22 protein-coding genes are annotated in these 26,414 nt (G+C 74.8%); 10 read left to right on the top strand and 12 right to left on the bottom strand.

Annotated features, from left to right (window positions below; translation table 11 throughout):
• Positions 1-2,445: a hypothetical protein gene (locus ACGFIA_RS06405; RefSeq protein ID WP_393258946.1), complete on the top strand. Its 2,445-nt coding sequence runs from the start codon at positions 1-3 to the stop codon at positions 2,443-2,445.
• Between the two features lie 4 nt (positions 2,446-2,449).
• Here the strand turns inward: ACGFIA_RS06405 and ACGFIA_RS06400 are convergent, their stop codons facing one another.
• From ACGFIA_RS06400 to ACGFIA_RS06390, 3 genes are all read right to left on the bottom strand, one after another.
• Positions 2,450-4,468: a BTAD domain-containing putative transcriptional regulator gene (locus tag ACGFIA_RS06400; protein WP_357390926.1), complete on the bottom strand. Its 2,019-nt coding sequence runs from the start codon at positions 4,466-4,468 to the stop codon at positions 2,450-2,452.
• Positions 4,465-6,627 (bottom strand): BTAD domain-containing putative transcriptional regulator, encoded by a 2,163-nt coding sequence (locus ACGFIA_RS06395; protein WP_393258943.1) that lies wholly within the window; start codon positions 6,625-6,627, stop codon positions 4,465-4,467. The genes ACGFIA_RS06400 and ACGFIA_RS06395 overlap by 4 nt, the downstream gene beginning before the upstream one ends.
• Positions 6,628-6,916: 289 nt before the next feature.
• Positions 6,917-8,146, bottom strand: coding sequence for a cellulose binding domain-containing protein (locus tag ACGFIA_RS06390; RefSeq protein WP_357390922.1), 1,230 nt, complete (start codon positions 8,144-8,146; stop codon positions 6,917-6,919).
• Between the two features lie 289 nt (positions 8,147-8,435).
• On the opposite strand from ACGFIA_RS06390, the gene ACGFIA_RS06385 reads away from it, so the two are divergent.
• The 3 genes from ACGFIA_RS06385 (at position 8,436) to ACGFIA_RS06375 (ending at position 10,187) form a co-directional block, all read left to right on the top strand.
• Positions 8,436-8,780, top strand: coding sequence for a hypothetical protein (locus ACGFIA_RS06385; RefSeq protein WP_357390920.1), 345 nt, complete (start codon positions 8,436-8,438; stop codon positions 8,778-8,780).
• Between the two features lie 94 nt (positions 8,781-8,874).
• On the top strand, positions 8,875-9,213 hold the full coding sequence (locus tag ACGFIA_RS06380) for a PadR family transcriptional regulator (protein ID WP_357390918.1): 339 nt from the start codon (positions 8,875-8,877) through the stop codon (positions 9,211-9,213).
• Complete coding sequence (locus tag ACGFIA_RS06375) at positions 9,210-10,187, top strand: HAAS signaling domain-containing protein (RefSeq protein WP_357390916.1); 978 nt, start codon at positions 9,210-9,212, stop codon at positions 10,185-10,187. Before ACGFIA_RS06380 ends, ACGFIA_RS06375 begins: the two co-directional genes overlap by 4 nt.
• 27 nt (positions 10,188-10,214) lie before the next feature.
• Here ACGFIA_RS06375 and ACGFIA_RS06370 read toward each other — a convergent pair whose 3' ends face one another.
• Entirely contained in the window at positions 10,215-12,200 is a 1,986-nt protein-coding gene (locus ACGFIA_RS06370; RefSeq protein ID WP_357390914.1) for an acyl-CoA dehydrogenase, read from the bottom strand.
• A 171-nt stretch (positions 12,201-12,371) separates the two neighbouring features.
• Between ACGFIA_RS06370 and ACGFIA_RS06365 the strand changes: the two genes are divergently transcribed.
• The 3 genes from ACGFIA_RS06365 to ACGFIA_RS06355 are packed head-to-tail and all read left to right on the top strand — an operon-like array spanning position 12,372 to position 17,510.
• Positions 12,372-14,093: an ABC transporter ATP-binding protein gene (locus ACGFIA_RS06365; protein WP_357390912.1), complete on the top strand. Its 1,722-nt coding sequence runs from the start codon at positions 12,372-12,374 to the stop codon at positions 14,091-14,093.
• Entirely contained in the window at positions 14,090-15,952 is a 1,863-nt protein-coding gene (locus ACGFIA_RS06360; RefSeq protein WP_393258939.1) for an ABC transporter ATP-binding protein, read from the top strand. The genes ACGFIA_RS06365 and ACGFIA_RS06360 overlap by 4 nt, the downstream gene beginning before the upstream one ends.
• A gap of 34 nt (positions 15,953-15,986) precedes the next feature.
• Complete coding sequence (locus tag ACGFIA_RS06355; RefSeq protein ID WP_393258937.1) at positions 15,987-17,510, top strand: class I SAM-dependent methyltransferase; 1,524 nt, start codon at positions 15,987-15,989, stop codon at positions 17,508-17,510.
• Positions 17,511-17,589: 79 nt separating this feature from the next.
• Here ACGFIA_RS06355 and ACGFIA_RS06350 read toward each other — a convergent pair whose 3' ends face one another.
• The 8 genes from ACGFIA_RS06350 to ACGFIA_RS06315 form a co-directional block, all read right to left on the bottom strand.
• Entirely contained in the window at positions 17,590-17,952 is a 363-nt protein-coding gene (locus ACGFIA_RS06350) for a metalloregulator ArsR/SmtB family transcription factor (protein ID WP_357382801.1), read from the bottom strand.
• Between the two features lie 94 nt (positions 17,953-18,046).
• Positions 18,047-18,454: an arsenate reductase ArsC gene (locus tag ACGFIA_RS06345; protein WP_357382803.1), complete on the bottom strand. Its 408-nt coding sequence runs from the start codon at positions 18,452-18,454 to the stop codon at positions 18,047-18,049.
• Positions 18,455-18,468: 14 nt separating this feature from the next.
• On the bottom strand, positions 18,469-19,554 hold the full coding sequence (arsB, locus tag ACGFIA_RS06340) for an ACR3 family arsenite efflux transporter (RefSeq protein ID WP_357382805.1): 1,086 nt from the start codon (positions 19,552-19,554) through the stop codon (positions 18,469-18,471).
• A gap of 32 nt (positions 19,555-19,586) precedes the next feature.
• Complete coding sequence (locus tag ACGFIA_RS06335; RefSeq protein ID WP_357382808.1) at positions 19,587-19,970, bottom strand: metalloregulator ArsR/SmtB family transcription factor; 384 nt, start codon at positions 19,968-19,970, stop codon at positions 19,587-19,589.
• 87 nt (positions 19,971-20,057) lie between these two features.
• Positions 20,058-20,843 carry a DUF2470 domain-containing protein gene (locus tag ACGFIA_RS06330; protein WP_357467876.1) on the bottom strand — a complete coding sequence of 262 codons (786 nt, stop codon included), beginning with the start codon at positions 20,841-20,843 and terminating at the stop codon, positions 20,058-20,060.
• 152 nt (positions 20,844-20,995) lie between these two features.
• On the bottom strand, positions 20,996-21,292 hold the full coding sequence (locus tag ACGFIA_RS06325) for a DUF1540 domain-containing protein (RefSeq protein WP_013286940.1): 297 nt from the start codon (positions 21,290-21,292) through the stop codon (positions 20,996-20,998).
• 346 nt (positions 21,293-21,638) lie between these two features.
• Positions 21,639-22,316: a response regulator transcription factor gene (locus ACGFIA_RS06320; protein ID WP_357382813.1), complete on the bottom strand. Its 678-nt coding sequence runs from the start codon at positions 22,314-22,316 to the stop codon at positions 21,639-21,641.
• The gene (locus tag ACGFIA_RS06315; protein WP_393258932.1) at positions 22,313-24,268 is read right to left on the bottom strand and encodes a histidine kinase; all 1,956 of its coding nucleotides are present in this window, start codon (positions 24,266-24,268) and stop codon (positions 22,313-22,315) included. Before ACGFIA_RS06315 ends, ACGFIA_RS06320 begins: the two co-directional genes overlap by 4 nt.
• 215 nt (positions 24,269-24,483) lie before the next feature.
• Between ACGFIA_RS06315 and ACGFIA_RS06310 the strand changes: the two genes are divergently transcribed.
• The 3 genes from ACGFIA_RS06310 to ACGFIA_RS06300 all read left to right on the top strand — a co-directional run bounded on the left by ACGFIA_RS06310 (position 24,484) and on the right by ACGFIA_RS06300 (position 26,393).
• Positions 24,484-24,663: a hypothetical protein gene (locus ACGFIA_RS06310; protein WP_357382817.1), complete on the top strand. Its 180-nt coding sequence runs from the start codon at positions 24,484-24,486 to the stop codon at positions 24,661-24,663.
• Complete coding sequence (locus ACGFIA_RS06305; RefSeq protein ID WP_357382819.1) at positions 24,660-25,673, top strand: cupin-like domain-containing protein; 1,014 nt, start codon at positions 24,660-24,662, stop codon at positions 25,671-25,673. Before ACGFIA_RS06310 ends, ACGFIA_RS06305 begins: the two co-directional genes overlap by 4 nt.
• 129 nt (positions 25,674-25,802) lie before the next feature.
• Positions 25,803-26,393: a VanZ family protein gene (locus tag ACGFIA_RS06300; RefSeq protein WP_357382821.1), complete on the top strand. Its 591-nt coding sequence runs from the start codon at positions 25,803-25,805 to the stop codon at positions 26,391-26,393.
• Positions 26,394-26,414: the final 21 nt, after the last annotated feature.

The raw sequence follows: 26,414 nt of genomic DNA, 5'->3' as shown, positions 1-26,414 counted from the left end.
GTGATCACGCGCCACACCGTCGGCAACGCCCTGGTGCTGCACGCCCGCGAACGGATCAGCACGGAGGCCCGTACGGTCGCGCTCTCGGTGGACCGGGATCCCGACAACGACATCGTGATCCTCGACCTGCAACACGAGCTGCCGTTCGACATCTGGGACACGGTCGCGACCGAGCTGCGCCGGCAGCGCCTGCGCCGGGGCATCCGGCTGGTGGTCTGCGGCGCCCGTCCGGAGACCGGGGCGCTGGCCGGCCAGTGGCTCTCCGACCGGCTGGGCCGGCCGGTGATCGCCCCCTTCGGGCGGATGATCCCGGGCGCGGCGGGACTGCTGTTCGTGCACGCGACCGACCTGGGCGGCTGGGTCTGCTACCGGCGCGGCCAGTCGCCGGTCTGGCAGTCGAAGCGCTATCCCGTACCGGCGTGGGACGGCGCCGCCGTCGACCACCTGACGATCAGCTCGACCTGCGCCGCCGAGCCGCTACCCGGCGGCGTGTGGTTGCGGGAGAGCCGCGACGAGGCCGCCGTCGCCGTACACGGAAGTCACCTCACCGCGACGATGCCGTGCCTGCCGGACGCGATGCCGGTGCTGGTGGGCTGCCCCGGAACGGCGCCGCTGCGCCTGGACGACATTGCCCGGTTCTGGCGCGGGCTGGCGCCCGAGGGCCGCGACCACGCCCGCTTCGTCCAGTACGGCCCGGTCGCGTTGCCCGAGGGCGACCAGTTCGGGCAGGCGCTGGCCGACCTGCTGCGCTGCCCGGTGCGCGTCTTCACCGGCGTGCCCACCGGCCGTCCGGACGGTCCGGCGATGTTCACCGTCGACACCGACGGGCGGCCCGGCTGGCAGGTCTTCGCCGAGGAACTGGCCTACCGTCCCCGGCAGACCCTGGGCGCGAAGGCGGTGACGCCGCGCATCCTGCGCCACCGCGCGCCGCCGGAACTCGGCGAGCCGGTCGGCCCCCGCGTCTACCAGTACGCCCACGACGCGGTGGTCGAGGTGATCCCCTCCGGCCTCTGGCTGCGCGGCCCCGAGGCGCCCCGGCACGCCGACCGGATCCGCGCGGTGCCGATGGACCCGAACCGCGCCCGGCTGGTGGTGGACGATCCGGCACCGGCCGTGGCTGACCGCCACCGGGAACTGGCCGGCGACCTGACCGCGCGGCTGGACCCGGCGACCCGCGGGCGAACGGCGGTACAGCCGTCCTCGGCCGTGGCGCCGGGACGTCCGGGGCTCTCGGCTCGCGGGTTCGAGGCCGGGACGTACTGGCACACGACCGGTGACGCCGCCGGTCCGGTCTCCGCGCCGCCGGCGGCCGTGCCGCCCGTCCCGGTGCCGGCGGCTGTGCCGCCCGTTCCGGTGCCGGCGCCCGTACCGCCCGTCCCGGTGCCGGCGGCCGTGCCGGAACCGGTGCCCGTCGCCGTGGCCGGTCCGCCCGCGCCGCCGACCGGCGAGGTGGCCGCTGCCGGGGTGGCCGTTCCCGCCGCCCCGCCGGACGCGGCCCCGCCGGCCGGCTCCGGACTACCCGGCGCGGCGCCGGAGGTGGCCGGACCGCACGGTGCCGGGTCAGGCGTGGCGGGGCCGCACGGCGAGGGACCGGATGTGGCCGGGCCGGTGCTCGGCGGCGGCGCGGGGTGGGCGACGGGCCCGACGATGACGTTGCCGGTGCGGCGCCCCGACCCGGCGCCGGTCCGCTTCCAGCGCACCCCCGGCGACGACGCGCGCGGCGTACGCCCCGGACCCGACCTGGACGAGGAGCGGACCTGGTTCCGGCGCGCGTTCCGCCGCGAGATCGCCGCCGTCTCCGCCGACGTGGCGGACGTGCTCACCGCGCACCCGGCGCTGGCCGAGGGCGCCGGCGCGGTGGAGTACGCCACCGCCGTCCGCCTCTACCTCTCCGCCGCCGGTGACGGCCTGGACCAGGCGCTGCGGTCCGCCGAGCCGGGTGGTCACGTGCCGTTCGCCAGGTGCGTGTCGGCGGGCGTACGCCGGCTGCCGGCGCACCGCGGCGTCGCGTACGCCGGCGCCGAGCTGACCACGGCGGACCTGCGCCGGATCGCGCAGCGCCGGGTGCTGACGGACTGGGGGTTCACAAACGCGCTCGCCGAGCCGCCCGCCGACCTGCCGGGCACGGTCGAGGTGCTGATCTGGTCGGCCACGGCGCGGCGCACCGCCGTGTTCGAGACCGGCGACGGCGTGCCGGCCCGGGTCCTCTTCCTCCCCGGTACGGCGTTCACGGTGCTCCAGGTGCAGGAGCCGGAGGCCGGTGCCCCGGCCCGGCTGCTCTTGCGGGAACTGGCAGTGGAGGAGCCGCCGGTCGACGGGCGGGTACGCTTCGACGCCCTCGCCCTGGCCGCCCTGCGCCAGCATCTCGCGCGCCGCACCGGCCCGGGTACGCCGGTCCCGGCGGCGGCCGCGCGCCGGTTCACGGGCGTACCCGGGCTGCGCTGAGGGCCTACCCGTCGCGGAGGGCGGCGAGCGTCGCCCGCTGCGCCTGCGACAGCCGGCGGCTCGCCAGGGCGCGGCGCACCAGTTCCCGGCCCGCCTCCGGCGCTTGGCGGAACAGCTCGTCGCCGTGCGCGACCAGCCAGCCGACCAGCCATTCGTCCACCTCGGGCGGACCGGCGAGCAGGTGTTCGGCGATCCGGATGAGCGCGCCTCCGTTCTCGGCGAGCGCCTGCGCCGCGTGCCGGTGCAGCGTCGGGCGCAGCGCGGCGGGGATGCCTGCGGCGAGCGCCCGCCGCAGCACGGGTTGCCGGAACGCCAGCTCGCTGCCGGCGGCCACGAGGACGTCGGCGGCGACCGCCTCCTCCAGCCCGGCCATCAGGTCGAACGGCGACCGTCCGGTGACCGCCGCGACCTCGGCCACGGCGAACTCGCCGCCGAGCAGGGCGGCGTAACGCAGCGCCTCCCGGGCGCCGGGGGAGAGGTGGTCGAGGCTGGCCCGCACGGTGTCCAGGAGCGAGCGCGGCATGTCGTCGGCGCGCGCGTCGACCTCGGCGAGCCCGTCGACCACCCGTACCGCGTCCTCCGCCACGAGTCCGGCGACCAGTTCCCGGGCGTACAGCGGATTGCCGGCGGCCAGCGGCGCCAGTGACCGCAGCGTGGCGCCGGGCGGCACGCCCACCGTCGTACCGAAGATCTGTTCGATGTCCGGCGCGGGCAGCGGGGCGAGCCGGATCAGGTGCCCGTCGCGGGTGCTCACCCCGCGCCGCAGCCGGGCCAGGTCGCGGCGACCGGGCTCGGGCCGGGCGGTCGCGACGAGCAGCAGCGGCAGCCACCGGGTCAGCGCGGCCAGCCGCTCCCAGGCCAGCAGGCTCACCTCGTCGGCCCACTGGAGATGGTCGACGGCCAGCACCAGCGGGCCCGTGGCGGTCAGCGTCCGGACGTGGTCGAGCACCCGGTCGACGGCCGTGGCCGGGTCCTCGTGCGGCGCGTCCTCCAGGGCCAGCGCCCGGAGCATCACGTGCAGCGGGATGCGGCTGGTGAGTTCCTCGGCGACGCCGCGCGCGACCCGGTGGCCCCGCGCCCGCGCCTCGTCCAGGGCGGCGTCGAGCAGTGCGGACTTGCCGATGCCCGGCTCGCCCTCGATCCACACGATCGCACTGCGGCCCGCTCCCAGCAGGCCGGCCAGCAACGCCAGGTCGCCGTCGCGTCCGACCAGGGCACCCCGCGGCGGTACGGCGGGCGCCGCCACGGCTGCCGAGGCGGCCGGTGCCGCAGCGGCGGCCGGCGTCGGCTCGGCGAGGATGCGGCTCTGCAGCCCGCGCAGGGCCGGGCCCGGCTCGACGCCGAGTTCGGCAGTGAGCACCCGGCGTGCGGCGTGGAAGACGTCGAGCGCCTCGGTGCCCCGGCCCGCCCGGTGCAGCGCGCCCATCAGCAGCTCGTGGAACGGCTCGTGCAGCGGGTGGTCGCGGACCAGGCCGGTCAGCTCGGCGATCAGCGCGTCGTCGCCGCCGCCGGCCAGGACCAGCCGGGCCCGCCGCTCCGCCGCGGCGATCCGCAGCTCCGTCAGGCGGTGCCGGTCGAGGTCGGCGAAGAGGCCGGTGACGTTCGCGTACGCCTCGCCGTGCCAGAGCGCGAGCGCCTCGTCGAGCAGGGCCACTGCCTCCCCGGACCGCCCGGCGGCGGCCGCCGCCCCGGCCGCCTCGCACAGCCTCTCGAACCGGTCGGCGTCCAGCGCGCCCGGTTCGAGGCGCAACGTGTAGCCGGTCCGGCCGGAGCGCAGCAGCCCTCCGGCCGGGCCGAGGCCGCGCCGCAGCCCGGAGACGTAGGTGTAGATGTTGCCCGCCGCGGTGCTCGGCGCCGACTCGCCCCAGAGCGCGCGGATCAGCTCGGTGCGGGTGACCGGGCGGTTGGCGTTCGCCGCCAGCACCGCGAACAGGGCCCGCCGCCGGGCCGGGCCGAGGTCGATCTCGACCTCGCCGTTCCAGGCGCGTACCGGCCCCAGAACGGTGACGCGCAGTCTTCTCACCGCTGGCCGGAGACCGGTGTCCCGACGGCGATCCGGTCCATCTCGGCGCGCGTCGCGGCGTCCCCGGTGTGCGCCGACACCCAGCTCGCCTCGGCGCCGGCGGGCAGCCCGCTGCGGTGCAGCACCCGGGCCAGCTGCGCGGTGAGCAGCTCGCGGGCCGGTGCGGAGAGGCCGGGTGCGGCGACGGCGTGCCGCAGCACCGCGATCGCGGGCGCGGGGGCGACAGCGCTCAGCTGCGCGGCGTGCGCGGTGAGCCAGTCCTGCACCCACGCGTCGACCGGCACCGGCCCGGCCAGCAACTGGCCCGCGACCCGGCCGAGGTCGCCGCCGGCCTCGGCGAGCCGCTGGGCGAACTGCCTGTGCATCAGCACCCGCAGCGCGGTCGGGATCGCGCCGCGCAGGACCCGGCGGATGACCGGGTGCCGGAACCGCAGGCGGCGTCCGTCCTCGACGAGGAGGCCGGCGGCCAGCGCCTCCTCCACGGCCGGCAGGAGCTCCGGCGCCGATCTGCCGGTGACCGCTGCGAGGTCGGTCACCAGGTAGTTGTTGCCGAGGAACGCGATCGCCCGCAGCAGTTGACGGGTGTCGTCGGCGAGCGGTTGCAGGTGCCGGGAGACGGCGTCGGTCAGTTCCGGTCCGGGCGTGTCGGCGGTCCGGCCGTCGCGGTCGGCGAGCACGAGATGCCGCAGGTAGTACGGGTTCCCGGCGGCCGCCGCGACGAACGAGCGCGCGGTGCCCAGATCCGGGCCGGGCGGGCGGGACCAGGCGCGCACCAGGCCGGCCGCCGTGTCGTCGTCCAGCGGCCCGAGTTCGATCAGCGCGGTGCCGTCGCGGGGCAGCACCCGGCGCAGGAGCCGCACCTCGTACCCGGCGGGCACCGGGCGGGCGGCGGAGACGAGTAGCAGCGGCAGCCGCGTGGTGAGCTTGTGCAGCGCGTGCCAGATCAGCAGCGACATGTCGTCGGCCCACTGGAGGTCGTCGAGGACCAGCAGCAGCGGCCGTTCGGCGCACCGCGCGACCACGAACCGCTGGACCGTGTCGATCACGGTCATGGTCGGTGACGCCCCGCCCGTGCAGGCGTGCAAGGAGGCGGGCAGGCCGGCGTCGCCCAGTGACAGGCACTCCAGCACGATGCTCAACGGCATCCGGTACGCCAGCTCGTCGCCGACGGCCCAGCCGACCCGGACGCCGAGCGGGGCCGCGCCGCTCAGTCCCTCGGCCAGCAGCGCGGACTTCCCGATGCCGGCCTCGCCGCTGACCCAGACGCTGCCGCCGCGTCCGCCGGCCAGGCCGGTGACCGCCGACCGCAGGTGGGCCAGCGCGGCGGAGCGACCCCGGAAGCCGGGGTGCCGGGACGGCGCCGGACCGGGGGCGCGCGGGTGCGCCGGGTTGCCGCCCAGGAGCTGTTCGTGGATCTGCCGGAGCGCGGCGGCGGGTTCGGTGCCGGCCTCCTCGACCAGCCGGTCCCGCAGTGCGGCGTACAGCGCCAGCGCCTCGGCGGTACGCCCCTGCGCGGCCAGGGCCCGCATGGCCACCGCGTACAGGCTCTCCCGGGCCGGGTGGCGGCCGGCGAGCGCGAGCAGACGGTCGACGACCTCGGCGCCGCGTCCGAGGCCCAGCATCAGCTCGGCCTGCCGCTCCACTGTGGTCAGGTACAGCTCGCCGAGCCGGATCCGATGGCCGGCGGCTCGTGGTCCCGGTACGCCGACGAGCGCCTCGTCGCCCCGCCACTCGGCCAGTGCGGCGTCCAGCGCGGCCAGTTCACCGGTCGTGTCCCCGGCGGCGCGCGGCGCGCGGCTGCGCTCCCGTAACCGCTCGAAGCGGTGCACGTCGACAGCGTCGGCGTCGACGTGCAGCCGGTAGCTGCCGCCCTCGGACGTGAGCACCCCGCCGGAGGACCACCTGTGCCGGTCCGGTTCGAGCATGCGGCGCAGGGCGGAGACGTACGTGTAGAGGTTGCCGGTCGCGCTGGCCGGGGGATGCTCACCCCAGACGGCGGCGATGAGCTCGTCCCGGGACAGGCCCCGCTCCGGGGTGAGCGCCAGCGCGCTGAAGACGGCCCGGCGCTGAGCCGAGCGCAGTGGCAGTTCCCGCCCGGCGTACGTGATCCGGAGACTGCCCAGCAAGCGGATGTCGAAGCCACTGCACTGTGCCGTCATGCCGTCCTCGTGGTGACCGGATACCTGCCTCGGTGACAACCGTTCGGCGGAACCCTAGCCCAACCATCTACCATGTCAACTTCGTGTGGATGGCCGGAAGGCTTACGGCACAGGGCTTTCCGGTGCGCGAAATGTTTACCTCCGGCCGCCGGTGGTCGCGCTAGCAGGCAGTCTTCGCGAGGCCGGTCCAGACCGTCCACGAGGGATCGGCGGGCGGCCGTGCGTACCGGCGAGACGATACTCACCTCGGCGGGGGCCGGCGTCCGGCGCCGGCCCCCGCCGGAGTGGTTCAGCTGCCGGCGCAGGTGGCGGTGGCGCCGCCGCCGCTGCCGGTGCCCTGGAATCCGAAGGTGGTGGTCTGCCCCGCGCCGAGCCGTCCGTTGTAGCTCTGGTTGGCCACCGTGACGGTGCCGCTGGTGCCGCTCGGCACGCCGTTCCACAGCGAGCTGATCGCGGCGCCGCCGGGCAGGGTGAGCGTCACCCGCCAGCCGGTCAGCGCGGCGCTCCCGGCGGTGACCGTCACGCTGGCGACGAAGCCGCCGTTCCACTGGTCCTGGACGGCGTAGACGGCGGTGCAGGAGGCCCCGCCGGGCGGCGGGGTGGTGGGCGGGGGCGTCGTCGGCGGCGGCGTGGTGGGCGGCGGGGTCGTGGGCGGGGGAGTGGTGGGCGGCGGGCCGTCGAGCGTCAGGTTCTTCTGCTGCACGCTCCACTGGGTGCGGCACAGCCCGCAGTCCGGGCCGACGAAGTTGGCCCCGGCGCCGATGTCGCCCTTCAACCGCCACTTGAGGTAGAGCACCGCGACCCGGCCGAACTCGCCGCCGTTGGGCTGGTCGTACGTGCCGCCGTGCCCGACGTTCAGGTTGCCCATGAAGGCGGGCAGCCCGGGCGGCAGCTTGCCCCAGTCGTCCATCGCGTTCGGGTACGCGATGTCGCTGGGCCCGCCGACGATGTACGCGATCGGCTTGGTCAGCCGGCGCAGTTGGTAGTCGTCGGCGTCGTTCAGCAGGCCGCTGCTGAAGATGCCGGTGGTGGTGACGCGCGGATCGTTTGAGACCGCGTACGCCTCCAGGCCGCCGCAGGAGAACCCGGCCACGGCGATCTTCGTGGTGTCGATCCGGTTGTAGTACTTGCTGCCCGACCGGGAGTTCTCCGCCACCGCCCAGTCGATGGACTGGGTGAGCATCTGGGAGTTCGTGGAGCCGGAGCCGTTCGGTGCGCCGTTGGCGATGGCGAGGAAGCCGTGGGAGGCGATCTCGCGCAGGAAGTTGCCCTGGGAGAGGCCGTTGGCCGAGCACGCGCCGTTGCCCCACACCAGGACGGGAAGGCGCTCGGACGGGAGCGTCTGGGGCCGGAAGATGGTGTGGTTGGGCAGGCTCGACGAGGTCTCGTAGTCGGCGGGGTAGGGCCCCGAGCCGCCGATCGCGGCGCCCGCCGGTGTCGCGCCGAGCGCGACGATCACCGAGGCGATCGGGACGACGGCGGCCGCCAGCCCGGCGTAGATCTTCGATCTTGTTCTCATGCGTCCTCCAGGGGACGTCGTGACGGCGCTCCCTGGGAGGTGGTGGTGGCGGTCTCGGCCACGTCGGCGTGGCGCCGCCGGGTGCGTCCCCGCGGGGGGACCGGCGGGAGCTTTGCAGTTACTATCACCGCCGTAACCAAATGTGTCAATGCACGTCGGTCGATGCCTGACGCCGATTTGGTTGACAACTCAACTTTTCTCCGGCACGGTTGGCATCGATGCGCATCGCTCCTGGCGGGGCGGGAAACCGCCGCCCCTCCCTGGCCGCCCACCGTCCCTGGAGGACAGAATGCGCACGTCCACCATGCGAATCGCCGCCGGTCTCGCCGCCGCGGCCCTGACCGTCCCGCTGCTCGCCACGCCCGCCGCCGCCGAGCCGGCGACGATCCCGAACCCCGACACGGGCCTGGTCTTCTACTCCAGCAATCCGCTCGCCGTGGTCGCCCGGCAGGCCGCGCCGGACGGTCTCTGCCGCCCCTTCCCGGCGGACTCCGACTGGTTGCTGGCCTGGAGCGGAGGCTTCCAGAACGTCATCGGCTACAAATCCGCCGACTGCGGCGGCGAGGGGTACGGGCTCGGCCTCTTCCGGGGCTGGACGACGCGCGGCACCTTCGGCTCGTATCGGACGCTCTGAGCGACCCCCGCGACGCCGGTCCGCGGCACGTGAGCGTGGCGTGCCGCGGACCCCTCGCGTCAGAGGTCTTGCATAGCAAGGTATCTTGCGAAGCATGGACGGTGCACGCGAGCGGATCACCACGAACATCCGCAAGGGCGTGCTGGAGTTCTGCGTGCTCGCGTTGCTCGCGCGGCGCGACATGTACGGCCTGGAACTGGCCGAGTGGCTCGCCGTCCGTGGCCTGACCGCGAGCGAGGGCAGCCTGTATCCGCTGCTCGCCAGGATGCGGCAGGCGGGCACCGTGGAGACCCGGTGGGTGGCGCCCGAGCAGGGGCACGCCCGGCGGTACTACACGATCACCGATCAGGGGCGGGCGCACCTGCGGTTGTTCGCGGGGGTGTGGCGGGAGATCCAGCCGCACGTCGACGAGTTGATGGCGGAGGAGACATGAGCGACGACGGCTTCCCGGAGGCGGCGGAGACCTATCTGCGGGCCCTCGACGCGGAGTTGTCCGAGGTCCCGCCGGGCGCGGCGGGCGAGATCGTCGCGGACGTCCGCGCGCACATCGCCGACGCGCTGGACGGTGGACGCGACATCGCCGAGATCCTCGCCGGTCTCGGCGAGCCGCATGAGGTGGCGGGCCAGGCGCGGGAGGAGCTGGGCCTGCCGGTCCAGGACGGCGCGGAGCGGGCCGCCCGGATGCTGTCAGTGGTAGCGGTGGCGGCCGGTGTGCTGATCGCCGTGTGCGTGAGCTTCCTGCTGCCGTCCACCGTGCCGGTGGACCCGCTCGGCGCCGACTCCGGCGAGCAGGGCCTCGTCCGCCGGTTCGGCCCCGGCATCGCGATGCTCACGGTGCTGCCGGCGCTCCTCGCGGCCGCGCCGCTGGTGCTGCCCGACCGGGTCCGCGGCGCGGCCCGGTTCGCCGGCGCGGCGGTGCTGGCGCTGTTCGCCTGCGCGTCCGGCGAGATCGGCCTGTACTACTTCCCGCTCGCGCTGGTGGCCGGTGCGTCGGCGCTGGTGCCGTGGGCGTTGCGGCGCGGAGCCGGTGGACGGTGGTGGCACTACCTGACCGGCGGGTTCGTGGCGATGCCCGGCGTGCTCGTGGCGGTCGCGTCGGCGGGCGGCTCGGTCGGCGTCGGCTGGGTGGGCGCGGCGCTGTGGATCGCCGCACCACTCGCCGTCGGCGCGCTGTGCGCGTACGGCATGCGGGCCGGTTACGCGGTGACCGCGGTGGCCGGGGCGCTCGTGATGACCCTCGCGATGGCCGAGCGCGGCTTCCTGTTCGCCGCGTTCTGGCTGTTCGGCGGCCTGTACCTGGCGATCGGCGCGAGCGGGTACGCCGCGTCGCGGGCCGCCGCGGCCGACCCGGCCGGGACGCCGGATCCGCCGGTACGACCGCGACCCGCGCCGGCCCCCGGCACCTGACCGGGGGCCGTGGCGCCACGGCCGGCCCTAGCCGGCGGCTGCCTGTGCCTCCGCGTCGTGGGCGGCCATCTGCTCCTGGCGTCCGGGCTCCTCGCGCAGGATCGCGGCGTGCAGCCACGCGTCCGGGATGGCGAAACCGTCCACCAGCGTGCGCATGTACGGCCGCAGTTCCTTGAGCAGCCCGTTCACCACGCTGGTGATCGTCTTGGACCGGGCCGGGGTGAGCCGGCCGTGCTCCAGCAGCCAGCCCTTGTTCGCCTCGATGACGCTCAGCGCGTACAGGTCGCAGACCCGGGACAGCAGCTCCTTGACCGCCGGGTCGGCGGTGGCGTCGATGCCGGCGACGAACGCCTCCAGGGTCACCCGGTCGACGTGCGCGGCGGCGACGGCGAGGACGTGGTCCTGCACGTCGTTGAAGATGTCGAAGGGACGGTCCTTCTTCGTCGACGCGCCGCCGCGCAGCCGGCGGACCGCGCTGTCCAGCAGGTGCTCCTCGCGGTCCTCGAACACCTTGAGCTGCCAGCCCCGGTCGGTGACCGCGACCTCGTCGTCGCGGCCCGGCACGGCGCCGACCAGCCGCGCGATGAGCGCCCGCGCGGCGGTGCGCTCCAGCACCATCTCGCGTACCTGCTCGGCGACGAAGGAGGCGCGTCCCCAGCCGTCCAGCGAGCCGAACTCGTCCCGGTAGCCGGTCAGCAGCCCCTTGGCGACCAGCTGGAGCAGCACCGTGTTGTCGCCCTCGAACGTGGTGAACACGTCGGTGTCGGCCTTCAGGCTGGGCAGCCGGTTCTCCGACAGGTAGCCGGCGCCGCCGCACGCCTCCCGGCACGTCTGGATGGTGCGCGTCGCGTGCCAGGTCTGCGCCGCCTTGAGCCCGGCGGCCCGGGACTCCAGCTCCCGCTGCCGGTGCTCGTCGACCGGCCCGTCGCCGCCCTGGATCTCGTCGAGCGCGGCGACCAGCTCGGTCTGGGCGAAGTGCAGCGCGTACGTGGTGGCGAGCGCGGGCAGCAGCTTGCGCTGGTGGGCCAGGTAGTCGTTGAGCAGCACCTCGCGGTCGCCGTCGCCGTCGCTGAACTGGCGGCGGATGTCGCCGTAGCGCACCGCGATGGCGAGCGCCGCCTTGGTGGCCGCCGACGCGGCGCCGCCCACGCTGACCCGGCCCCGCACCAGCGTGCCGAGCATGGTGAAGAAGCGGCGCGAGTCGTTCTCGATCGCGCTGGAGTACGTCCCGTCCTCGGCCACCTGCGCGTACCGGTCCAGCAGCATCTCCCGGGGCACCCGGACGTGGTCGAAGCTGAGCCGCCCGTTGTCCACGCCGAGCAGCCCGGCCTTGGGGCCGGCGTCGCCGATGCTCACGCCGGGCATCGGGTTGCCGTGCTCGTCGCGGATCGGCACCAGCCACGCGTGCACCCCGTGGCGGTGCCCGCCGCTGATCAGCTGGGCGAAGACCACGGCCATCCGCCCGTCCCGCGCGGCGTTGCCGATGTAGTCCTTGCGCGCCGCCTCGTGCGGCGTGTGCAGGTCGAAGGTCTGCGTCAGCGGGTCGTACACGCAGGTCGTGCGCAGCTGCTGCACGTCCGAGCCGTGACCGGTCTCGGTCATCGCGAAGCACCCGAAGAGACGGCCCTCGACGATGTCCCGGAGGTAGGCGTCGTGGTGGCGCTTGGTGCCGAGGGCGGCGACCGCGCCGCCGAACAGGCCCCACTGCACGCCGGCCTTCACCATGAGTGACAGGTCGACCTGCGCCAGCATCTCGGTGGCGACGATCGAGGCGCCGATGTCGGACCGGCCGCCGTACTCGGCCGGGAAGCCCGCGGCGATGCCCAGCTCGACCGGGAGTTCGCCGAGCAGCCGGGTGATCCGCTCCCGCGCCTGGTCGCCGGTCTCGCCGTAGACCGGCAGGAAGCGCTCGTCGAGGTGTTTGCGGTGGGCCTGGCGGACCTCGGACCACGGTCCGTCGAGCGTCTCCTGGAGGCGGGCGATGTCGATTCGGCCGGACGCGTGATCGAGCATGGTCGCTCCTCTGGGGCAGCGGACATTTGGGTGCACTCTCGGCCTGATCAACATTACCGGCGGTCACCGGACCCCGCTGGCGGAGGCCGTGGTGAGCCGTGCCACCCGCCTCGGTCGCTTCCGGGGCTGAGGTTAGGCTGTCCTCACTTCGAGCACTGGAGGCGTCCCCTCGTGTCCCCGCAACCCGCCGGCCGCGCTGTCACGGCCCGGTACGTGCTCCGTCAGGCGTTGCGCCGTCAGCGGCGTCCGGTGCTGATCGGCGTCACGCTGCTCGGCCTGCACCAGGTCGCCGAGGCGCTCGTGCCGGTGGCGATCGGCGTCATCATCGACCGGGCCGTGGTGACCGGCGACCCGTGGGCGCTGGCGTACTCGGTCGCCGGCCTCGCCACCCTGTTCGCCGTGCTCGCGTTCGCCTACCGCAACGGCGCCCGCCAGGCGTTCGCGGCGGTGGAGCGGGAGGCGCACCTGCTGCGGGTGGAGATCGCCGAGCGTGCGCTCGACCCGCGCGGGCACCGTTCCGGCCTGCGCGACGGCGAACTGCTCTCCGTCGCCGCCTCCGACGCCGAACTCTCCGCGTACGTGGTGCGGGTGGCCGGGTTCGGTGTCGCGGCGGTGACCGCGCTGACCGTCGCGGCGACCGCGCTGCTGGTCATCGACATCCCCCTCGGGCTCGGCGTGCTCGTCGGCGTGCCGGTGCTGGTCCTGGTGCTGCAACGGATGGCGCCGCTGCTGTCCCGGCGCAGCGCCTCCCAGCAGGAGGCGCTCGCGGAGACCACCGCGCTCGCCGTGGACCTCGTCTCCGGCCTGCGTGTGCTGCGCGGCATCGGCGCCCAGCACCACGCCGCCGGCCGGTACGCCGCCGCCAGCCGCAACGCCCTCGCCGTGACGCTGCGCGCCGCGAACACCAAGGGACTGCACCTCGGGCTGACCACCGCCGCCAACGGCCTGTTCCTCGCGGCGGTGGCCGGGGTGGCCGGCTGGCTCGCCCTGCGCGGCCGGCTCACCATCGGCGAGCTGGTCACAGTGGTCGGGCTCGCGCAGTTCGTCGCCGAGCCGGTGCAGACCATGGGCTACTGCGTGCAACTGTTCGCGATGGCCCGCGCCTCGGCCGCCCGGGTGGCGCGCGTGCTCGGCGCCGAACCGCTGACCCGGCCCGGCGACGCCGCGGCGCCGCCGTACACGGACGGGCCACGGCTCGCCCTCGACGACGTCGGGCACGCCGGGCTGGACGGGGTGAGCCTGCGCGTCGGCCCCGGCGAGATGGTCGGTGTGCTCGCGTACGACCCGGCCGACGCCGAGGCGCTGGTGGCGCTGCTGTCCGGGCGGGTGCCGCCGGACCAGCGCCGGGGCGCCGTACGCGTCGACGGCGTGCCCGCCGACGAGCTGCACGTCGACGCGCTGCGCGGCACGGTGCTCGTCGAGCCGCACGACGTGACGCTGTTCGAGGGCACGGTGGCGGCCAACCTCGCCGCCGGAGCCCGGACCGAGGAGGCGAAGCTGCACGCCGCCGTCCGGGCCGCGGCGGCGCAGGACGTGGTGGACGCGCACCCCGGCGGCCTGGAGCACCGGCTCGTCGAGCGGGGCGCGAACCTCTCCGGCGGGCAGCGCCAGCGGCTCGGGCTGGCGCGGGCGCTGCACGCCGACCCGCCGGTGCTGGTGCTGCACGACCCCACCACCGCCGTCGACGCGGCCACCGAGGCGCAGCTCGCCGACGGACTGGCGCGGGCGCGCCGGGCGGCGCCCCGGGGCACGGTGCTGGTCACCAGCAGCCCGGCCCTGCTGCGGATCACCGACCGGGTGGTGGTGATCGCCGACGGCCGGGTGACCGCCGAGGGACCGCACGAGCGCCTGCTCGCCGAGGACACCCGCTACCGCGAGGAGACACTGCGGTGACCGCCGACCCGCGTACCCCCGGCCGGACGTTGCTGCCTGTCGCGTCCGCCCGGCAGACCTGGACCACGCTCGCCGCCCGGTTCCGCGAACGGCCGGGCCTCAGCGCCACGGCCGCGACGGTGCTCGTCGTCGCCGCCGCGGGTGGCCTGGTCGCCCCCTGGGTGCTCGGCCGCCTGGTCGACGACGTCATCGCCGACGCCCCGGCCTCCCGGATCGCCGGCCGGGTGGCGGTGATCGCCGCCGCCGCGGTGCTCACCGGCCTGCTCACCGCACTCGGCGCCGCGCTCGCGTCCCGGCTCGGCGAGACGGTGCTGGCCCGGCTGCGTGAGCGCGTCCTCGACCGGGCGCTGCACCTGCCGTCCGCGACGCTGGAGCGGGCCGGCACGGGCGACCTGCTGGCCCGCGTCGGCGACGACGTGGCGGTGGTGACGAACGTGATCGCGGTGAGCGGCCCCGCGTTCGTCGGCGCGCTGCTGTCCGTGCTGCTCACCGTGTTCGGGCTGGTCGCGCTGGACTGGCGGCTCGGCCTCGCCGGGCTGGTCGCCGCGCCCGCGTACGCGCTGGCGCTGCGCTGGTACCTGCGGCGCTCGGCGCCGTACTACGCCCGGGAGCGGATCGCCACCGGCGAGCGGACGCAGGCGATGGCCGGCGCGCTGCGCGGCGCGGCGACGGTGCGCGCGTACCGGACCGAGGACGCGCACGTGGCCGCGATCGCCGAGCGTTCCGGCGTGGCGCGGGACCTGTCGCTGGAGATCTTCAACCTGCACACCCGCTTCGGGCTGCGGATCAACAGGTCGGAGTTCCTCGGCCTGGCCGCGGTGCTGGTGGCCGGGTTCTTCCTGGTCCGCGACGACCTGGTCACCGTCGGCGCGGCGACCACCGCCGCGCTGTACTTCCACCGCCTGTTCAACCCGATCGGCCTGCTGCTGATGGAGTCCGACTCGGTGTTGCAGGCCGGCGCGAGCCTCGCCCGGCTGGTCGGCGTGGCCGAGCTGCCCGACACCGCGCCAACCGCCGCGTCCGGCCCACCCGCCGCGTCCGGCCCACCCGCCGCGTCCGGCCCACCCACCGCGTCCGGCCCACCCACCGCGTCCGGCCCGGCCGCCCGGCCCGCCGGCCCGCGCGGCGCGGCGGCGCTGGACGTCACGGTGCGCCGGCACCACTACGACGACGGCCCGCTGGTGCTGGCCGACGTCGAGCTGCGCCTGGCGCCGGGGGAGCGGGTCGCGCTCGTCGGTGCCAGCGGCGCCGGCAAGAGCACGCTCGCCGGCATCGCCGCCGGGATCATCGCGCCCACCGACGGATCGGTACGCCTGGACGGCGTGCCGCTGACCGGGACGGGCGAGGCCACCACCCGCCGCGACGTGGCGCTGGTCAGCCAGGAGGTGCACGTCTTCGCCGGTGCGCTCGCCGAGGACCTGCGCCTGGCCGCCCCGGACGCGACCGACGCCGAGCTGCTCGACGCGCTGGACCGGGTCGGCGCCACCACCTGGCTGCGTACCCTGCCGGACGGGCTGGCGACGGCGGTGGGCGAGGGCGGTCACCGGCTCACCGCCGCGCAGGCCCAGCAGGTCGCCCTGGCCCGGCTGGTGCTGACCGCGCCCGCCGTGGCCGTGCTGGACGAGGCGACCGCCGAGGCCGGCAGCGCCGGAGCCCGCGACCTGGACCGGGCGGCTCTCGCGGCCACGCGGGGGCGGACCACGCTGATCGTGGCGCACCGGCTCAGCCAGGCGGTCGGCGCGGACCGGATCGTCGTGCTCGACCACGGCCGGATCGTGGAGCAGGGCACGCACGAGGAGCTGCTCGCCGCCGACGGCCGGTACGGGCACCTGTGGCGCTCCTGGCGCGTCCCGGTATGATCACCGACCGCTCCACGGCCCAGGCGAGGTGCCCATGACCGACCTGCCGACCCGCTTCGTGCTCTTCCCGGGGCGGCACCACCTGCTGACCCGGTTCCAGGCCGACTACCTGAGTCGGCTCGCCGGTGACGAGGCCACAGTGGTCTGGGCGGTGACGTCGGCCAACCACGAGAACACCCGTCGCAATCCCGTCGCGTACCACAGGCGGGAGGCCGCGATCGAGCGGTTCAGCGTGCTGACCGGGCTGCGCTCGCTGGCCGTGCCGATCTTCGACACCGCGTACACGGACGCGTTCGCGGAGGTGACGCTCAAGAGCATCGCGGTGGCCACCGGCATCGACCTCGTCCCGGCCGACACGGTGGTGGCCTGCTCCACCCCGGAGGTCGCCGAGCTGTACGAGCGGCTCGGCTTCCCGATCGCGCCGGTCGAGGCCGACCCGGACCTGCCGGAGACGCCCGAACGGCCGTGGGACGTGCTGCTGCGCCTGGCCGCCGGCGACGAGACCTGGCGTACGCTCACCCACCCGGCGACGATCGACGTGTTCGAGCGCTACCGGCTGGTCGAGGCGATCCGGTCGGTGGTGAACGACCCGCTGGTCGGGGACGAGGGCGGCCTCACCGTGACCCGCGACTACCGGACGTACGTGGAGGCGTTCGCCTCGGCCGCGCACCGCAAGTGGGACTCGGTGCGCCGGTACGTGCAGCCCGGCCGCATCGTGGACATCGGCTGCGGCGCGGGCTCGGTGCTGGAGCTGGCCGACCGGGAGGCCGCGCTGCGGGAGAGCGACCTGATCGGCGTGGAGGTGGCCCGCCACCTCTACCAGGAGTGCCTGCACAAGAAGGCGCAGGGCGTGTTCCGCAACGCCAACGTCTACTTCTTCCAGCGCAACGTGCTCGGCGGCGCGGTGTTCAAGGACCGCTCGGTGGACACCACACTCACCTTCGCGCTCACCCACGAGATCTGGTCGTACGGGCGGCAGCGGGAGTCGCTGCTGGAGTTCGCCCGCCGCATCCACGACCACACCGCACCCGGCGGCGTGTGGATCAACAGCGACGTGTGCGGACCCGACGACGGCGTCCGGCCGGTGATCCTGCGGCTCGCCACCGACGACGGGGACAACCCGGCGACACCGCGCCGGGATCTCGCCGACCTGTCCTCGGCCGAGGTCAGGCGGTACGTCTCCGGACTGTCGACGCGGGCGCGGCTGGACCAGTTCGCCGTGGACTTCGCGTTCGGCCTCGCCTACGAGCCGCTGGCCGGCGGCGCGGTCCGCATCGCCCTGGGCGCGGCGATGGACTACCTGACCCGCAAGGACTACACCGACAACTGGCTGTCGGAGACGAGGGAGCAGTTCTGCGGCCTCAGCTTCGCCGACTGGACCGGCCTGCTCACCGAGGTGGGTTTCGAGATCGGCCCGGCCTCGGCCCCGGTCCGCAACGACTGGGTGATCGACAACCGGATCGCGCCGGTCGCGTCGCTGACCGACCTGGACGGCCGGCCGCTGGACTGGCCGACCACCCACGTCCTCACCGTCGCCCACCGCCCGCGCAACGCCTGATCCACCGGCGTCGCCGGAACCGGCCGTGGTGCGGCCGGGCCGGCGGGCGCCGGGGTACTGGTGCTCTGCGGTCCCCGGCTCAGCGGACCTTCTTCGTCGGCCGTTTACGAGGCGGCGTCAACAACTCGGCGATCGCCGAGATCGCGGACGGGACCAGGCGGTAGTACGCCCACACACCCCGCTTCTCCCGCTCGATCAGGCCCGCCTCGGTGAGGATCCGGAGGTGATGGCTGACCGTCGGCTGGGAGAGACCGAGCGGCGCGGTGAGGTCGCTGACGGACGCCTCGCCGTCCGGAGCGGATTGGATCAGGCTGAGCAGGCGTAGCCGGGCCGGATCGGCGAACGCCTTCAGCACTCCCGCGAGCCGTTCGGCGTCGGCGCGCTTGATCGGCTCACCGGCGAGCGGCGAGATGGCAGGGGTGGCAGTCTTCGCAGTTCCCACGCCTGCATCGTTGCACCAACTCCGGCCGCGTGCCGGTGCAACCAGGACCGGACCACCGTCAGTGCGACGCCGGCGGGTGACCGTACGGGCGGTGTCAGGCATCGGGGCGCAGCTCGGCGAGCAACCGTTCCACCCTGGTGCGGATCTCGTCCCGGATGGGACGCACCGCGTCGACGCCCTTGCCTGCGGGGTCGTCGAGCTTCCAGTCCTCGTACCGCTTGCCGGGGAAGACGGGGCAGGCGTCACCGCAGCCCATGGTGACGATGACGTCCGAGGACTCCGCCGTCTCGTACCGGAGGAGCCGGGGGGTCTGACCGGTGATGTCGATGCCGACCTCCCGCATGGCCTCGACGGCGGCAGGGTTGACCCGGTCGGCGGGTGCGCTGCCGGCGGACCGGACCTCGACGGTGTCGCCGGCGAGGTGGCGCAGCCACCCGGCGGCCATCTGGGACCGGCCGGCGTTGTGCACGCAGACGAACAGGACGCTGGGCTTGCCGCTCATCGGGCCTCCGTATGTCATGGCCGGGTTCCCGGCGTGGCGAACAGGCGGGTGCGGGCCCACAGCGACACGTAGACCAGGCCGACGAGAACCGGGACCTCGATCAGCGGGCCGACGACACCGGCGAGAGCCTGGCCGGAGGCGATCCCGAAGGTGCCGATCGCGACCGCGATGGCCAGTTCGAAGTTGTTGCCCGCGGCGGTGAACGCCAGCGTGGTGGTGCGTTCGTAGTTCAGGCCGATGGCCCGGCCGAGCAGGTAGGAGCCGGCCCACATGAGGGCGAAGTAGGCCAGCAGCGGCAGGGCGATGCGGGCCACGTCGACCGGCCGGTCGGTGATGGCCTCGCCCTGCAGAGCGAACAGAACGACGATGGTGAACAGCAGCCCGTACAGTGCGACGGGCCCGACCCGGGGCAGGAATCGCCGCTCGTACCAGTCGCGGCCCCTGGCGCGCTCGCCGAGGCGGCGGGAGAGATAGCCGGCGAGCAGTGGGATGCCGAGGAAGACGAGCACGTTGCCGGCGATGTCCCAGCCGGAGACCTCCAGCGCGGCGCCGTCCAGACCGAGCCAGCCCGGCAGCACGGACAGGTAGAACCAGCCGAGCAGGCCGAAGGCGAGGACCTGGAACACCGAGTTGATGGCCACGAGGACCGCTGCCGCCTCCCGGTCGCCGCAGGCCAGGTCATTCCAGATGATGACCATCGCGATGCAGCGGGCCAGGCCGACGATGATCAGACCGGTGCGGTACTCCGGCTGGTCGGCCAGGAACACCCAGGCCAAGGCGAACATGAGTGCGGGACCGACGATCCAGTTGAGGATCAGCGACGAGACCAGGAGACGCCGGTCGCCGGTGACGGTGTCGAGGCGGTCGTAGCGGACCTTGGCCAGCACCGGATACATCATGATCAGCAGGCCGAGGGCGATGGGCAGGGAGATGCCGCCGACCTTGACGGCGTCGAGAGCGTCGTCCAGGCCGGGAACGATCCGGCCGAGCAGCAGGCCGGCGACCATGGCCAGGCCGATCCAGACCGGCAGTAACCGGTCCAGGCGCGACAGGCGTGCCGCCACCGGCGGGGCGTGGCCGGCCCCGGTGAGGGTGCTCATGGGTACTCCTGTGGGTGTCGGCGCCACAGCGGCTACCGCTGCGCCGCGGCGGCCGGATCGATCGACAGCAGGCCGGCGAGCTGGCGCAGGATCTGCGGCCGTGGGCGGTAGTAGACCCAGGTGCCCCGCCGCTCGGCGTCGACCAGGCCCGCCTCGCGCAACGTCCGGAGATGGTGGGAGATCGTCGGCCCGGTCAGGTCGAACGCCGGTGTCAGGTCGCACACGCACACCTCGCCGGCCTCGGCGGAGGCGATCATCGACATCAGCTGCAGCCGTACCGGGTCGCCGAGGGCCTTGAAGGCGGGTGCGAGGACCGCAGCCGTCTCGGCCGGGACCCGGCGCTGCGCCAGTGAGGGGCAGCACGACGGGTCGGCGTCGAGGTCGACGAAGGGGATCGGCGGCTGCTGATTCGACATGCCTCTAGGTTGACAGGTATCTAATCAACGTGCAAGCCCCCCGGCCGTGCCCCGCCGCCTCGCCGTCACCGTCGCACACCTCGCCCGCTAGCGGGCGAGCAGCGTCCGCAGCGCCTCGGCCAGGCCGGTGCCCGAGGTGACCGGGCGGGTGAAGGGCAGCCGGGTGTCGGCGTGACCGTCCGCCCGCTCCGCGCGCAGCACGATGCCGCCGGTGTCGAGCGCGACCGGGACGATCCGGGTCGCGCCGGTGCTGACGGCGGGGTCGACGAGCGCGGCGAGCCGGTCGAGGACGTCGCCGTGGCAGCGGGCCAGGTGCGCGAGGTGGGCGGCCTCGTCGACGGCGATCGGGTCCGGCCGGGCGGCGAGGTACGCGCCGGGGTCCACCGCGACGGGAGCGGCGGCCCGGTCGAGGACGATCTCGTCCGGCTCGATCGCCCACAACGCCACCGGGGGCAGGTCGAGCAGCGACATGACGGTGACCGGATCGCAGGCGTCGAGGACTGCCGGGTCGAAGCGGCGGACGGTGCCGAGGACCCGCAGCCGGGCCCGCACCCGGGAGCGTACGGCGACCGGGGCGAGGTCGGTCACGTCGAGGCGTACCGCGCCGCCGTGGCCGCGCGCGGCGACCAGCAGGCCACCGGTGCGGCTCATCGCGTCGACAGCCAGGACGATCGTGCCGTCGGGGAGGACGACGTGGGCGCGGAGGAGATCGGCTGTGGTGTCGCCGAGCGTGAGCCGCAGCGAGGAGGCGGCGCTCAGCACGCACCGGGCGGCGACGGCGTCGCGAGGCGTGGCGGTGACCGCCGACGGCCCCACGATGAGCGGGGCGACGCCGGCCGGCAGGGCCGGGCGCCCGGCGGGGTGCAACGCCATGTCTGTCTCCTTGGCCAGGAAGGGTGATGTCGGCCCAGGTCAGACGGTAGTAGGTAAGGCTTACCTGTGCAACGGCGGGTCGGGTGCCGCACACGCGGTACGGGTCACGACGGTGACCGTCGTGACCCGTACGAGCGCGGTGTCCGGATTCGTCAGGCGGGCTGGTAGGTCAGGCAGTCGCTGACCGTGGCGCCCGGCCCGACCGTGATCGACTCGGCCGTGCACGCGAGGTTGGTGTTGAACACGCACTCGGCCCGCGCGCACGCGCCCACCGCGCCGGTGACCTCAGCGATCCCGCCGCTGAGCGACGACTCGACGAAGGTCGCGCAGGAGGCCGCGTCGGCGGACGCCGCGACGGTGATCGCGGGAGCGTGACAGCCGTTGTCGTTGAAGCTGCACGCGGTGGCGGCGCACTCACGTACCGGCGGAGACTGCAACAGCGTCTTCATGGTGCCTCCAAGTCATGCGGGCCGGCGGAACGGAAAGGCCGGCCTCGTGGTGCTCGAACGCCATCTGGTATTTGCCGAGCGGCCGGTTCGCAAACCCGTCGGCCGCCAGTTCGGACATGCTCACCCTAACAACGGAATACGGGGCCGGTGGCGGTTAACCGCCGTTTCCGTGTGGTGTCCGGGCTCGGCGAAGATGAGCCTTGCCTTCGTTAGGGAAGGCTTTGATTCCTCGCGCGTGCTGCTCTTTACCGATCCGCTCCCGGCCTGGTCAGGTGCGCGGGAATCGGCACCCGGCACCGGTGCGGAATCGCCCGGGATCGGAAAGCGGAACTGCGCGGCCCGCCGGTCAGCGGGCCCGGGACGGAGGCAGTTCCGGGGCGTTCGGCACACCGATACCGTGGTCGCGCGCCCGGGCTATCGCCTCGGCGCGGCTGCCGAGGCGGAGTTTCACCAGAATGGCGGAGACGTTGTTGCGCACCGTCTTGGCGCTCAGCCCGAGCCGGTGTGCGATGAGCGGGTTCGACAGGCCCCGGGCGAGCAGGTCCAGCACCTCACGTTCCCGTTCGGTCAGCTCCGGGAACGGGCCGTCGGCGCGGGCGCCCAGCAGGGCGGCCGCGCGGTCGGCGAGCGGACCGCCGAGGACCAGATCCCCGCCGGCCACGCCCCTGATGCCCCGTTCCACGTCCGCGGCCGACGCGCCCTTGAGCACGTAACCACGCGCTCCGGCACGTACCGCGGCGACGAGTGAGGCGTCGTCGTTGAGCATGGTCACCACCAGCACCCGGACCTCCGGGTGCGCCCGGCTCAGCGCGCGGGTGGCCTCGATCCCGGATCCCTGACCGAGATGCAGGTCCATCAGCACCACGTCGGGCCGGGCCCGGTCGACGAGCGTCCCGGCCCCGGTCGCGTCGGCGGCCTCGCCGACGCACTCGATGCCGTCGAGGGTGTCCAGCAGCGCGCTCATGCCGAGCCGGAAGACCGGGTGGTCGTCCACCACGACGACGCGGATCGGGCGGTCGGTCACCGGCGCTCCAGGGGGACGGTCAGGCAGACGGTGGTGCCACGGGAGGCGGCCGGTCCGACGGTCAGCGTCGCGCCGACCGCCTGCGCCCGTTCCCGCATGGCGTGTAGGCCCACGCCCGGGCGGACCGGCCCGGCGGCCACCCCCCGGCCCTCGTCGGTGACGGTGACCCGGAGCAGGTCCGGCCGCCGGTCCAGCGACACGGTGCAGGTGTCCACACCGGCGTGCCGGTGCACGTTGCGCACCGCCTCGGCGGTGACGCCGTACGCGGCGGTGGCGACCGGCTCCGGCAGCGGGTCCAGCGAGGCGGGAGCCCGCATCACGATCCGCAGCCCGGCCCGCGCGTACTGCGCGCGCAGCACGTCCAGGGCGGGGCGCAGCCCGCCGTCGGCGAGCACCGGAGGCAGCAGTCCGTGTGCCATCTCCCGCACCTCCGCAGCCCGGGCGGTCAGCTCCTCGGTCAACCGGTCCAGCAGCTCCTCGGCCCGGTCCGGGTCGCGGCGCAGCAGGTTGCGGGTGGCCGCCAGGCCCAGTCCGATGCCGCTGAGCGCCGGCCCGAGGCCGTCGTGCAGGTCCCGGCGCAGGGAGCGGCGCTCCTCGTCGCGTACCTCCGCCAGCCGTTGCCGCGACCGGGCCAGATCCCGGTTGGTGCCGACCAGCTCCACCATCGCGGCGACCACCGGGGCGAGCACGGCGAGCGCCTCGCCGGCCCGCTCGTCGAGCAGCTCGCCGGGCCGGGGCCAGGCGTGCAGGTGGCCGACGAGCCGGTCGCCCCGCAGCAGCGGCACGGTGACCGGCGGGCCGCCCTCACGCGGCGGCGGCTGCGCCTCGTCCTCGGTGATCAGCACGTCGGCCAGCCGTAGCGCGGTGGCCACCGCCGCGCCGATGTCGCTCGTGCTGCCGCCGCTGCGCACCACGCGGTGCAGCAGGAGTTCGGGCGCCTCACCGTGCACGAGGCCGTCCACCCGTCGCTGCACGAGCGCGCGGACCGGCTGGAACGCGGCCGCGATCGCGCCGGTGACCAGCAGCTGCGGCAGCGGCACGGCCCGCGGCAGCAGCCGGTCGAGAAACGCGACCGCCACGCAGTAGGCGGCGATCACCATGGCGGTCATCAGGTACCAGACCAGGGTGCGCCGCACGGCCAGCCGCATTCCCCACAACTGCTGGCGCAGCACCACCACTGCCACCGCGGCGGGGAAGAACGCCTGGGAGGCGAGCATCAGCAGCGCGGGCGCGGTCGGCGGCGCCACCGCCGGCGGCAGGAGCGTGGTCAGGAAGGCCAGGGTGAGCAGCGCGCTGCCCGCGGTCACCCAGCCGAGGCCGTTGCGCCGTGTGGGCTCCCCGCGCCGCCACCGCCACGCGACGCCGGCGGCGGCCAGCACGCCGAGCACGACCAGCGCGTACGGCAGCACGGGCGACAGCTGTAGCAGCAGCGCGGCGCGTGCCTCGCGCAGTTCCGGCGTCAGCGGCACCACGCCCACCGGAGGCGGCGCGGTGACGAGGACGGCCACCGTCAGCGCCACGTACCCGAGGCCGGCCGCGACGGCGATCCGCTCGAGCCGGCCGGGTGGCCGCTCCGGCAGCAGCCAGGGCATGACCACGACGAGCGAGTAGAGGCCCGGCACCCAGGCCCAGTGGTGCAGGGCGGTCAACAGCGCGGGCCCGCCGACGGCGAGCTGCCACTGGCCGCAGCACGCGGCGAGCGCGCCGCCGAGCGCTGTCGCGGTGGCGATCCACCCCGGAAGCCGGCCGCCGCTGCGCCGGCGACTCAGGATCAGCCACGCCACCGCGCCGTAGACGACGCCGTCGAGCAGGTCGACGAGCGAGTAGAGCTGCGTGGCGGTGAACGGGGGAGTCGCCACCGCCCAGCCGGCGACCGCGCCGAGGGTGAGCACGCCGGTGGCGGCGAGGACCGCCCAGGCCACCGCCCTCCGGGTACGGAAGTCGTCACGCATGTCGGGTCCACTGTGTCAGGACGCACGGCGCCGGGGACCACCTGAACGGAGTGAGCCGGATGGCGGGCCGGGCGGGGGTGTCCCGGCGGCCGGGGGCGGATGTCCCGGCCGGGACGGGACCGGGGATCGGCCGTGCGGCGTGGTGGCGGCGTCCCGGGCCGGACGGGATCGGCGTCCCTGGCGGACCGGGACGCCTCTCCACTTGACTGCCCGGCATGACCGAAACCACGCCGGACCACATCCCGGCCCACGTCAAGAATTCCTACGTCAACTGCTCCGAGTACACCCGGGCGCCCCGGCTCACCCCGCCGCCCACCGACGGCCGCGTCGACGCCGTGGTGCTGGCACTACGGCCGTCCGCGCCGGCCGCTCCGTCCGTCGAGGCCACCCGGTGACCGTGGCCGCCGCGCCGGGCCTGCTCCCCGTCTGGCGGGAGTGGCTCGCCGAGAACCTGGCGATGGGAGTCGCCGCCGGGCAGGCCCGGGCGGCGGCCGTGGCCGGCGGCGCGGACGCCGACGCCGTCGACGCCGAGCTGGCGGCGCTCGCCGACCATCCGTACTTCGCCGTCTGCCGGCGGCTCGCGCTGCGCTACGACTGGATGGAGTCGGTGCTGGACACCTACCGGGTGCTGCGCGACGACGACGGGGGCCGCGTCCTGGAGCGCCGGGCCGACATCACCGCCGAGGAGTTCTTCGGCCGTTACTACTACGGCAACCGGCCGGTCGTGCTCGACGGCCTGATGGCGGACTGGCCGGCGCTGGACTGGACACTGGACCGGATGGCCCGGAGCTGCCCGGACGCGGTCGTCGAGGTGATGACCGGCCGGGAGGCGAACCCCGACCACGCCTGGCAGTACGACAGGCACCGCACCACCATGGCCTTCGTCGACTACCTGGCGATGCTCGGCTCCGGCGCGCGGACGAACGACTACTACATGGTGCCCCGCAACGAGAACTGGAACGGGGCGCTGCGGGCGCTCGCCGCCGACGTGCGGCCGCCCGCGCACCTCGTCGACCCGGCCGGCGGCGGCCACCTGCTGCTGGGACCGGCGGGCACCGTGACGCCGCTGCACGTGGACAACAGCACGGTGCTGCTCTGCCAGGTGCTCGGCCGCAAGCACGTCCGGCTGGTGCCGTCGTACCAGCGGCATCTGGTCCACCCCCGCGGCGGGACGTTCAGCGCGGTGGACGCGGCGCGGCCGGACTTCGACCGCCATCCCCGGTACGCCGAGGCGACGGTGCTGGAGACCGTGCTCGAACCGGGGCAGATGCTGCTGGTGCCGGTCGGGTGGTGGCACTGGGTGCACGCGCTCGATCTCAGCGCCACCGTCACGTTCCACCACTTCCGGGTGCCCGGCCAGAATCACCGGATGGCCACGCCGCCGGCGGCCCGCGCCGACGGGTGAGGACCGGGGGCGTGCCGGCCGGGCTCCCCGCGTACTCGACGGGACCGGCCGGTGCTCGCTGACGACGACGCGCGGCGGGAGGCAGGATGGCACCCGGACGGCCGCCGGCCGGACGGAGGTGGAGGTGGCGTGGTCGCGGGATGGCACGGCTGGTTCGGCACGATCACCGGGGTCGTGCTCGTCACGGTGGCCGCGTTGCCGGCCGCCGCGCTCGCGGTGTGGCTCCTGGCCCGCCGGCGCGGCGCCGGGGCGGCGGTATGGCGCAGGTCGGTGGCCGAGGTGGGCATCGTCTACGGGACCGCGCCCTGGGTCTGGATGATCATGCTGCCGGGGGAGCGGGCCGGTGCCGTCCCCGGCCGGGTGAGCCTGGTGCCGCTGCGGGACCTGCTCACCGTCCTCGCGAGCGGGCCGCTGACGGTGACGGTCCAGATCGTCGGCAACCTGCTGGTCTTCGCGGCGCTCGGGTTCTTCGCCCCGCTGCGGTTCGCGGCGCTGGCATCGGTGCCGCGGATCCTGGCGCTCGCCGCCGGCTGCTCGGTAGTGGTCGAGGTGGCGCAGTACGTCCTGCGGCTGGACCGGGTCTCCTCGGTCGACGACGTCCTGCTCAACGCCGCCGGGGCCGGGCTGGCCGCGCTGGCGTCACGCCGCTGGTGGCGAGAGCCGGCCGAGGCGCCGGCCGCGATCGGCGCCGGTCCGCCGATCGGCTCACGGTCCGGGTAGTACGACGGCACGATGGGCCGG

This window comes from Micromonospora sp. NPDC049203 (assembly GCF_043197215.1).
In the GTDB taxonomy this organism is placed as follows: domain Bacteria; phylum Actinomycetota; class Actinomycetes; order Mycobacteriales; family Micromonosporaceae; genus Micromonospora.
Note: the sequence above shows the minus strand (reverse complement) of the source record. Positions and strands in the feature narration are given on the sequence as shown.

What these genes read in the sequence shown, in the direction of transcription:
- ACGFIA_RS06395 (WP_393258943.1), bottom strand. Translation starts at nt 6,627, where the DNA reads ATGACGGCACAGTGCAGTGGCTTCGACATCCGCTTGCTGGGCAGTCTC.
- ACGFIA_RS06390 (WP_357390922.1), bottom strand. Translation starts at nt 8,146, where the DNA reads ATGAGAACAAGATCGAAGATCTACGCCGGGCTGGCGGCCGCCGTCGTC.
- ACGFIA_RS06385 (WP_357390920.1), top strand. Translation starts at nt 8,436, where the DNA reads ATGCGCACGTCCACCATGCGAATCGCCGCCGGTCTCGCCGCCGCGGCC.
- ACGFIA_RS06380 (WP_357390918.1), top strand. Translation starts at nt 8,875, where the DNA reads ATGGACGGTGCACGCGAGCGGATCACCACGAACATCCGCAAGGGCGTG.
- ACGFIA_RS06375 (WP_357390916.1), top strand. Translation starts at nt 9,210, where the DNA reads ATGAGCGACGACGGCTTCCCGGAGGCGGCGGAGACCTATCTGCGGGCC.
- ACGFIA_RS06370 (WP_357390914.1), bottom strand. Translation starts at nt 12,200, where the DNA reads ATGCTCGATCACGCGTCCGGCCGAATCGACATCGCCCGCCTCCAGGAG.
- ACGFIA_RS06355 (WP_393258937.1), top strand. Translation starts at nt 15,987, where the DNA reads ATGACCGACCTGCCGACCCGCTTCGTGCTCTTCCCGGGGCGGCACCAC.
- ACGFIA_RS06345 (WP_357382803.1), bottom strand. Translation starts at nt 18,454, where the DNA reads ATGAGCGGCAAGCCCAGCGTCCTGTTCGTCTGCGTGCACAACGCCGGC.
- arsB (WP_357382805.1), bottom strand. Translation starts at nt 19,554, where the DNA reads ATGAGCACCCTCACCGGGGCCGGCCACGCCCCGCCGGTGGCGGCACGC.
- ACGFIA_RS06335 (WP_357382808.1), bottom strand. Translation starts at nt 19,970, where the DNA reads ATGTCGAATCAGCAGCCGCCGATCCCCTTCGTCGACCTCGACGCCGAC.
- ACGFIA_RS06330 (WP_357467876.1), bottom strand. Translation starts at nt 20,843, where the DNA reads ATGGCGTTGCACCCCGCCGGGCGCCCGGCCCTGCCGGCCGGCGTCGCC.
- ACGFIA_RS06325 (WP_013286940.1), bottom strand. Translation starts at nt 21,292, where the DNA reads ATGAAGACGCTGTTGCAGTCTCCGCCGGTACGTGAGTGCGCCGCCACC.
- ACGFIA_RS06315 (WP_393258932.1), bottom strand. Translation starts at nt 24,268, where the DNA reads ATGCGTGACGACTTCCGTACCCGGAGGGCGGTGGCCTGGGCGGTCCTC.
- ACGFIA_RS06310 (WP_357382817.1), top strand. Translation starts at nt 24,484, where the DNA reads ATGACCGAAACCACGCCGGACCACATCCCGGCCCACGTCAAGAATTCC.